The organism is Methylobacterium sp. SD274 (assembly GCF_017355285.1).
Lineage (GTDB): Bacteria > Pseudomonadota > Alphaproteobacteria > Rhizobiales > Beijerinckiaceae > Methylobacterium.
Genome location: NZ_JADIJP010000059.1, coordinates 1 through 6,919, shown reverse-complemented (window position 1 = coordinate 6,919; position 6,919 = coordinate 1). Strand labels below are relative to the sequence as shown.

Sequence of the window (6,919 nt, the reverse complement as noted above, 5' to 3'; positions counted from 1 at the left end):
TCTGGCCATGCCAAACCAACGCTGAACTTCCAGCTTCGTGCCGTTCTGTTAGACGCTCTTAGTGATCCTGCTCGCCGCGCCTTTCCTGGGCAGTTCGGTCCTATTCTGGACAATGGGATTCTCCGCGATCGCCAGCGTAGCGGCCGCTGCTGCTGTCCCCTCGGCCGCAATTGACCACGACGTTGCCCGAGGTCTTTTGCCTGGGGACGCAGCGCAGGGCGCGCGACCGTCGGCCTGGAGCCTGCTGCTAAGTTCCCGGCCTCTTATGGTGTTCGCGACCTGTGGCTCCCTTTTCCATCTCGCGAACGCGTCCATGCTAGGGCTGGTGTCGCAGAAACTCGCTCTGCAGAACGTCGGACAGGGTATCGCCTTGACTGCGGCATCCGCCATCGCGGCACAGTCGGTAATGGTTCCTGTGGCGGCCCTCGCAGGTGCTCGGGCGGATGCGTGGGGGCGCAAGCCGCTGCTGCTCGCTGCCTTCGTAGCGCTCGCGCTGCGTGGGGCACTCTACACTTTTTCCGACAACACAGCATGGCTGATCACCGTGCAGCTGCTCGATGGCGTCGGTGCTGGGCTGATCGGGGCCCTTTTCCCGGTCGTGGTTGCCGATCTGACGCGGGGAAGTGGGCACTTCGCGGCGGCTCAGGGAGTGGTCGGCACGGTGCATGGGATTGGCGGTGTGATGAGCATGGCCCTCGCCGGCGTATTGGTGGTGTGGGCCGGGTACAACGCTGCCTTCTTCACCCTCACGGCAGTAGCCGTTCTCGGTGCTGTGCTGTTTTGGCTGTTCATGCCTGAGACCCAAGCCAGCAACGAAGGGGCAACGGGCGGCCGAGTCACAGGGCGGCCTGCCACCTAAAATAAGGTTGTAGTGCCGTATCGAAACAGCTTGATCTAAGCACGACGACCGTCTGCTTGCGAGCAGGATTGAAGTGACGAGAAGCGGCCAAGTTGGGTTGAAGCTCGCCTGATCAAGCATCGCAAGTTTCCAACTTCAACGTAGCGAGTTCATGTCGCTCGCATTCCTCATATGCAGAAGGCACAAGCCCAACGTTCTTGCGGGTTCGAGGTGCTCCCCCTAAATCGGGCTCTCCGAGTAACGAACGAAAGGAGGTGATCCAGTGTCTCATTGTCTTACGCTGCGGTCGTCCGCGCTGCTGACCTGGATGCTCACCTCTGGTGAGGTCCGCGCCGCTTAAACCGGCGCAATTCTGGTCACGCACGACCGTGGCTTGGCAATGGAGGGGCTGCTCGAGAGAGTGGCCCCTCTTTGTGCCGGCGTCCAACGCTTGGACGTGAAAGCACAGCTATTGTTCTAAGGCGAGGCACTTTGCTGGTAATAGAGCAATCCTCACTTTTAGCGAATTGATGGGAACGCTTCGAGGCTGGGCAACTGGCTCTCACAAGATTCTTGAACCTATCGCGATCAATACCATATCAGGCTAGAGCGGCATCCGATCAGGTTGGATCGAAAGCATCGTAGCCTGCGGCCACGAGGTAGTTGCGGCACTCATTCGGTGTGAAGCGCCTGAAGGCCTGCTTGATGGTGTCGCAGAGTTCCACAACCGTGCGGGCGCCCTGGGCTCGCAAACAGGCCTTGAGCTTGGCAAAGGCCAGTTCGATCGGATTGAAGTCGGGCGAGTAGGCCGGCAGGTAGAGCAGGCGGGCACCGGCCGCCTCGATGCGTTCGCGGATGCCGCTGACTTTGTGGGCGGGCAGGTTGTCGAGCACGACTGTGTCACCCTGCTTCAGAGTCGGCGCCAGGGTCTCATCGACATAGCGGCGGAAGCGGACCCCGGTCATGGGGCCGTCGAAGAGCGCGGTCGCCGTCAGGCCGCTGGCCCGCAGTCCCGCTGTGACCGTGATGGTTTTCCAGTGACCGAACGGCACGGCCACCCGGCAGCGCTTGCCACGCGGCGCCCATCCGTAGCGACGCGTCATTTTCGTGTTGGTTGCGGTCTCGTCCAGGAACACGAGCCGGTCTGGATCGAGGTCGAGCTGGCCCTCGAACCAGGCCAGGCGCGCGGCCTTCACGTCCTCTCGATCCTGCTCTGCGGCGTGGCCGGTGTTTTTTTACGCGTGATGCCGTGGCGCTTGAAGAAGCGGGACAGGCTGCTGACCCCGACCCGCAGGCCGCGTTCGGCCAGATGGGTGCGTAGCTCCCGCAGGAACAGTTCCGGTTTGGCCTCATAGGTCCGCCGGATCAGGCCAGCCTGGGCCTCGATGGCGTGCGAGCGCTGATCGCCGCCCATCGGCTTGGCCCATGTGCGTCCTTCCCGCATGAAGGCCTCGTGCCAGCGCACGGCGCTAGCCGGACTAACCTCGAACCGTCTGGCGGCTTCCCGGCGCGAGGCTCCTGCCTCGATCGCCATCACGACCCGTTCACGCAGATCGACTGACAGGGCTGAGGGCATCCGGCTCTCCTCCTCGGAAAGCCGCGCATCGAATCACATCTGCGCCGCCCCCAAAACCCCGGTCGATTCAAGCCGATCGGACACCGCTCTAGCACTGGCCTGGGGCAGGGGATCGCATGACCGACACGGCACAGCACGCCCGATTCCTCGCCCTGGCTGTCGAGAATACCGAGCTGTGCGCCCAACTTGCCGATGCTCAGGAGCAGTGCATTGAACTCGCCGTGGATGCCGGCGAGCTGCAAGCCCAAATCGAGGCGCTACGTCGCGAGCTGGTCGAGGTTCGGGCAGAGCGGGATGCCTGGCAATCTCGATACGAGTGGGCTACCCGAGCCGCTTGAGGACGTGAGCGATGTGCAACCTCTACAGTCTGGTCACGTCACAAGCGGAGATCCGCAAGACCTTCGGCGTGGACGAGGATTGCGCCGGCAACCTGCCGAGGATGCCCGGCATCTTCCCCGACCAGATGGCACATCGTGCGGATCGAAGAGGGCAGGCGGGCCCTTGAGATGTTCCGATGGGGCATCCCCGGCCCGAAGCAGTACGGGGAGCACCCCGTTACCAATGTGCGGATCGTGAAGAGCCCACACTGGCGACCCTGGCTCAAGCCGGAATACCGCTGCCTCGTCCCGGTGTCGTCGTTCAGCGAGTACGCAGTCACCAAGCCGAAGAAGACACCAACGTGGTTCGCCCTCGATGACGACCGGCCGCTGTTTGCCTTCGCCGACATCTGGCGGCCCTGGACCGGCGTGCGTGGGACCAAGTCCGAGAACCCCGATAGGAGGGAGGCCGAGCACCGGCTGTTCTGATTTCTCACCTACGATGCAAACGGAATCGTCGGCCCGGTCCACCCGGCGGCAATGCCCGTCCTGCTGACGACGTCGGATGAGTGGCGGACGTGGCTTGAGGCGCCGACCGAGATCGCCCTTGAGCTGCAGCGTCCGCTGCCCGGCGCCATGATGAAAATCGTAGCACAGGAGCTCGGCGCGATCCGGCAGAGTGAGGATAGGCCTGTCGCAATCTTGGACGTGAGGCGCAGAACAGCCTCTAACGTCACGCCTCGTTCGCCTTTGGAAGTCCGAAGCAGAGCGCGAAGCAGCAGGCCCTCCTTTCGGCTCTCCGTAATGACCGGCGAGTAGGTGCCGGCGCCATCGGTATCAACGCGGTCCGGAGCAAAGACGGGCTCGGCCGAGAGCATCTTGCGGAAGAAGCGCTTGGCGGCGTCTAGATCCCGGTTGGCGGAGAGCAGGAAGTCAGCCGGATTGCCGTGCTTGTCGACGGCTCGGTACAGGTAGCGCCACTCGCCGCGCACCTTGATGTAGGTTTCGTCGATCCAGACCGAACCGCAGGCGGCTTGCGGAACTGGCGCAGCCGTTTCTCGATCAGGGGAGCATAGGCCAGAACCCAGCGGTTCAGGGTGCTGTGATCGACCTCGATGCCGCGTTCCAGGAACAGCTTCTCGATGTCACGGTAGCTCAGCGGATAGCGCCGCCTTGTAATGCCGACCCCTGAAGTCGCTCTTAGCACGCTGCTTAAGCTTGGCGGCGATGGCGGACAAGATCATAAGTGGCCTCTACGAGCGGAAGCGCCATGCAGGCCGTATGGTCAACGCGGGGTAAACGCCGCGCGTTTGCGACAGGCCCCTCTCGTTGCCTGTCTCGACAATCTCGCAGTGGTGCGCGAGCCGGTCAGGTCAGCGAAGGGCCGATCCGACGATGCAGCGCTCACCGCCAACACTATCGCGCTGGCGACACGCTACTGGACGTGATCGACAAGTTCACCAGGGAATGCATCGCAATCCGGATCGACCGGAAGCTCAACTCCACCGACGTTATCGACCTTTTATCGGATCTCTTCATCCTGCGCGGCGTGCCGGGGCATGTTCGTTCGGACAAAGGCCATGAGTTCGTCAGATTTGAACTAGGCCACCTAATGGGGGTAGGTCAGCTTACAACACGCTCAGAAACTCCAAGGGAGTCTCAGTCTTATCGATAAAAAAAGTCGGAGAGTGGTCGGTAAATTGACTACCACCCACTCTCCGCCTGCCGTTCTCGCTCGCTTTGCCTTCAGCTCATTTCTTCTGGGCTGAAGCCAGTCGTTCGATTCAGTCGCTCCGACTAGAGGAGGAAGTCGTTTGCGTGCAGGGCATCGACCACGTTCTTAAGAAGGATCTGGAAGTCAGACTTCCCATCTCCATCCACGTCACCCGCGACGATGGTCGAGCCACCGGATTGAACTGTGTGGAGCTGTCCCGCCTCCTTGGTGAAAGCACTCGCGCCGATAAACGAGAACGACTGGTCACCAGAAACTTTCGAATTGGCATCGATCGCGAACAAATCGATATGGTCCGCTCCGATCTTGAAGTCCTGGATGATATCGCGTGTCGCAGCTCCGGTGACAGTGTCGTTTAGTGTCTGGAAGGTAAAGGTGTCGCTTCCGGCACCACCAGTTAGCACGTCCCGACCAAGTCCGCCGACGAGCACGTCTTTTCCAGCGCCCCCGACAATGGTGTTGGCAAGCTCATTACCAGTCAGTGTGAGGCCCTTTGAGCCTATGAACGACAAGGTTTCGATCTCTTGACCTGCACCCAGTGTATAGCTGACGCTAGTATAGACTATATCGCTACCTTCACCGGCTATCTCGGTCACCTGATCGTTCGCATTGTCAACATAGTATTTATCGTTGCCGAAGCCACCGGAGAGCGTGTCTGCTCCTGCTTTACCGTTCAGGATGTCATTCCCATCAGTTCCAACCAGCTTGTTACCAAACTCGTTGCCGGTGAGCGTCAGACCTGTCGAACCCGAACCTCGCAGAGTTTCGATCTCTTGGCCAGCCTTCAGTGTGTAACTGACAGATGTATAGACAGTATCTTTACCCTCATTAGCGGCTTCGGTCACTAGATCGTTCACGTTGTCGACAAAATAGTCGTCGTCGCCACGCCCCCCGAACATCAAGTCTGCGCCCGCTTGACCGTTGATGACGTCGTTCCCAGACGTTCCAACGATTCTGTTGTCAAACTCATTGCCAGTGAGCTTCAGACCGACCGTTCCTAAGGCGCGCAGCACCTCGATCTCTTGGCCTGCCATGAGCGTATAGTCCACGCTGGTCCGTACCGTATCAGTGCCTTCGTTACGTGCCTCAATGACTTGGTCATCGACGTTATTAACTAAATAGGTATCGTCACCGCTCAATCCAATAAAGGTTTCGGCCCCCGCGGTACCGCGGAAATTATCGCTTCCCTGCGTTCCAGTATATCCATCTATCCTCAGAGTACCGGAAGGATTAACAACAAATCCATCAACATTGAATGTGTTTCCATTTAGATCAGTAATTACAGCGCCATTGGCAGAAACACTTTCTATTACAAGATCACCAGCGACCTGATCGACTAGTACTGTGTAATCGAAAACGAGCGTTGTCGAAGTTGATGCATTCTGGTTGTAGCTCGCGGTAGCTCCGTTGCTGAGGTTTAAGACCAACCCAGCAATGCCGGCTACGCGTACTGCCTCCGATATATCGAAAGCGAAGGACACTGTTTGGCCAGTGACCAACGTTCCTGAGCCATCTGCTATACCAGGCCCAGACACAGCCACAGAAGCCACTGTCGGTACTTTGGTGTCGACAATGTAGTTGGCGCTGGTCGCCACGGTGCCGGTGTTGCCGGCCGCGTCGGTGTAGCCCGTGGACAGGCTGACGACGTTGTCGGCGGATTCCGTGCTGATCGCGGGGGTCAGCGTCGCGGTGTAGGTCACCGCTCCCGTGACTGGGTTGATGCTGGCGGCGCTCAGACCGCTCAGCTTGCCGTTGCTGGGGGTCAGGTCGGCCAGGGTGAAGCCGTCGACCGCCTCCGAGAAGGTGATCGTCACCTGGGTGGTCTTACCGGCGCTCAGCGCGCTGTCGGCCAGGGTGATCGTGGCGGTCGGCACCGTGGTGTCGACGCTGAAGGACGTGCCTTGCGCACTCGACTTAATGTTCCCGGCTACGTCGGTCGTGATGGTTGTCAGCGTGTAGGTGCCGTTGGCAAGCGGATCAAGACCTGTGTCAGCAAAGGTCAGCGTGTAGCCGCCGCTGCTGTTGGCGACCGTCGTGCCGATGAGATCGCCATTCAGGAACACATCGACTGTCGCGCCAGCCTCGGTGACACCGGAGAAGTCTGGTGTCGTGTCGTTAGTGGCACCACTGTCGGAACCTGACACCAATCCAATGGTGGCTTCGGCTGCCAGACGATCGACCGTGACACCGAAGCTCTGAGTGGTCTTGTTACCGTTCACATCCGTGACAGAAGCTGAGAATGTGTACTCCGTACCTGCCGTACCCGTCGAGGACAGTGCCGGGCTGGTATTCGTGGTGAAGATGCCGTTCTGAACCGAACCGGTCAGGGTGGTGACGAGGTCGCCGTTGCGCATAACGGCAATGCTGACGACCGCATTTTCCGCAACTCCACTGACCGATCCGCTGACCGACAAAGTGTTGTCGCGGGTAACACGATCCGTGCTGCTTGATCCAAG

Annotated in this window: 4 protein-coding genes and 3 pseudogenes; 4 read left to right on the top strand and 3 right to left on the bottom strand. The window is 60.0% G+C overall.

All coding sequences use genetic code 11. The annotated features are described in order from the left end of the window. Window positions 1-61 precede the first annotated feature (61 nt). Window positions 62-859 (top strand): MFS transporter, encoded by a 798-nt coding sequence (locus IPV08_RS24045; RefSeq protein ID WP_207414332.1) that lies wholly within the window; start codon window positions 62-64, stop codon window positions 857-859. A 599-nt stretch (window positions 860-1,458) separates the two neighbouring features. Here IPV08_RS24045 and IPV08_RS24040 read toward each other — a convergent pair. Continuing rightward, window positions 1,459-2,414, bottom strand: a protein-coding gene (locus IPV08_RS24040; RefSeq protein WP_207414330.1) for an IS630 family transposase whose coding sequence is annotated in 2 segments (ribosomal slippage) — window positions 1,459-2,075 and window positions 2,075-2,414 — 957 coding nt in all. Because the reading frame shifts where the segments join, the coding sequence is not laid out codon by codon here. A gap of 116 nt (window positions 2,415-2,530) precedes the next feature. On the opposite strand from IPV08_RS24040, the gene IPV08_RS24035 reads away from it, so the two are divergent. Together IPV08_RS24035 and IPV08_RS24030 are read left to right on the top strand one after the other, a co-directional pair. Then, complete coding sequence (locus IPV08_RS24035; RefSeq protein WP_207414328.1) at window positions 2,531-2,752, top strand: hypothetical protein; 222 nt, start codon at window positions 2,531-2,533, stop codon at window positions 2,750-2,752. A gap of 11 nt (window positions 2,753-2,763) precedes the next feature. Continuing rightward, window positions 2,764-3,388 (top strand): annotated as a pseudogene (locus tag IPV08_RS24030) (SOS response-associated peptidase family protein); the annotation flags it as partial. 113 nt (window positions 3,389-3,501) lie between these two features. Here the strand turns inward: IPV08_RS24030 and IPV08_RS24025 are convergent. Further along, a pseudogene (locus IPV08_RS24025) lies at window positions 3,502-3,975 on the bottom strand (IS6 family transposase); the annotation flags it as partial. A gap of 191 nt (window positions 3,976-4,166) precedes the next feature. Here IPV08_RS24025 and IPV08_RS24020 point away from each other — a divergent pair. Beyond that, window positions 4,167-4,322, top strand: a pseudogene (locus IPV08_RS24020) (IS3 family transposase); the annotation flags it as partial. A 206-nt stretch (window positions 4,323-4,528) separates the two neighbouring features. Here IPV08_RS24020 and IPV08_RS24015 read toward each other — a convergent pair. Continuing rightward, the coding region (locus IPV08_RS24015; protein WP_207414326.1) for an Ig-like domain-containing protein at window positions 4,529-6,919 on the bottom strand (2,391 nt) is incomplete at its 5' end.

Bases quoted from the DNA above. Each gene is read 5' to 3' on its own strand.
- IPV08_RS24035 (WP_207414328.1), top strand. From the start codon at position 2,531: ATGACCGACACGGCACAGCACGCCCGATTCCTCGCCCTGGCTGTCGAG.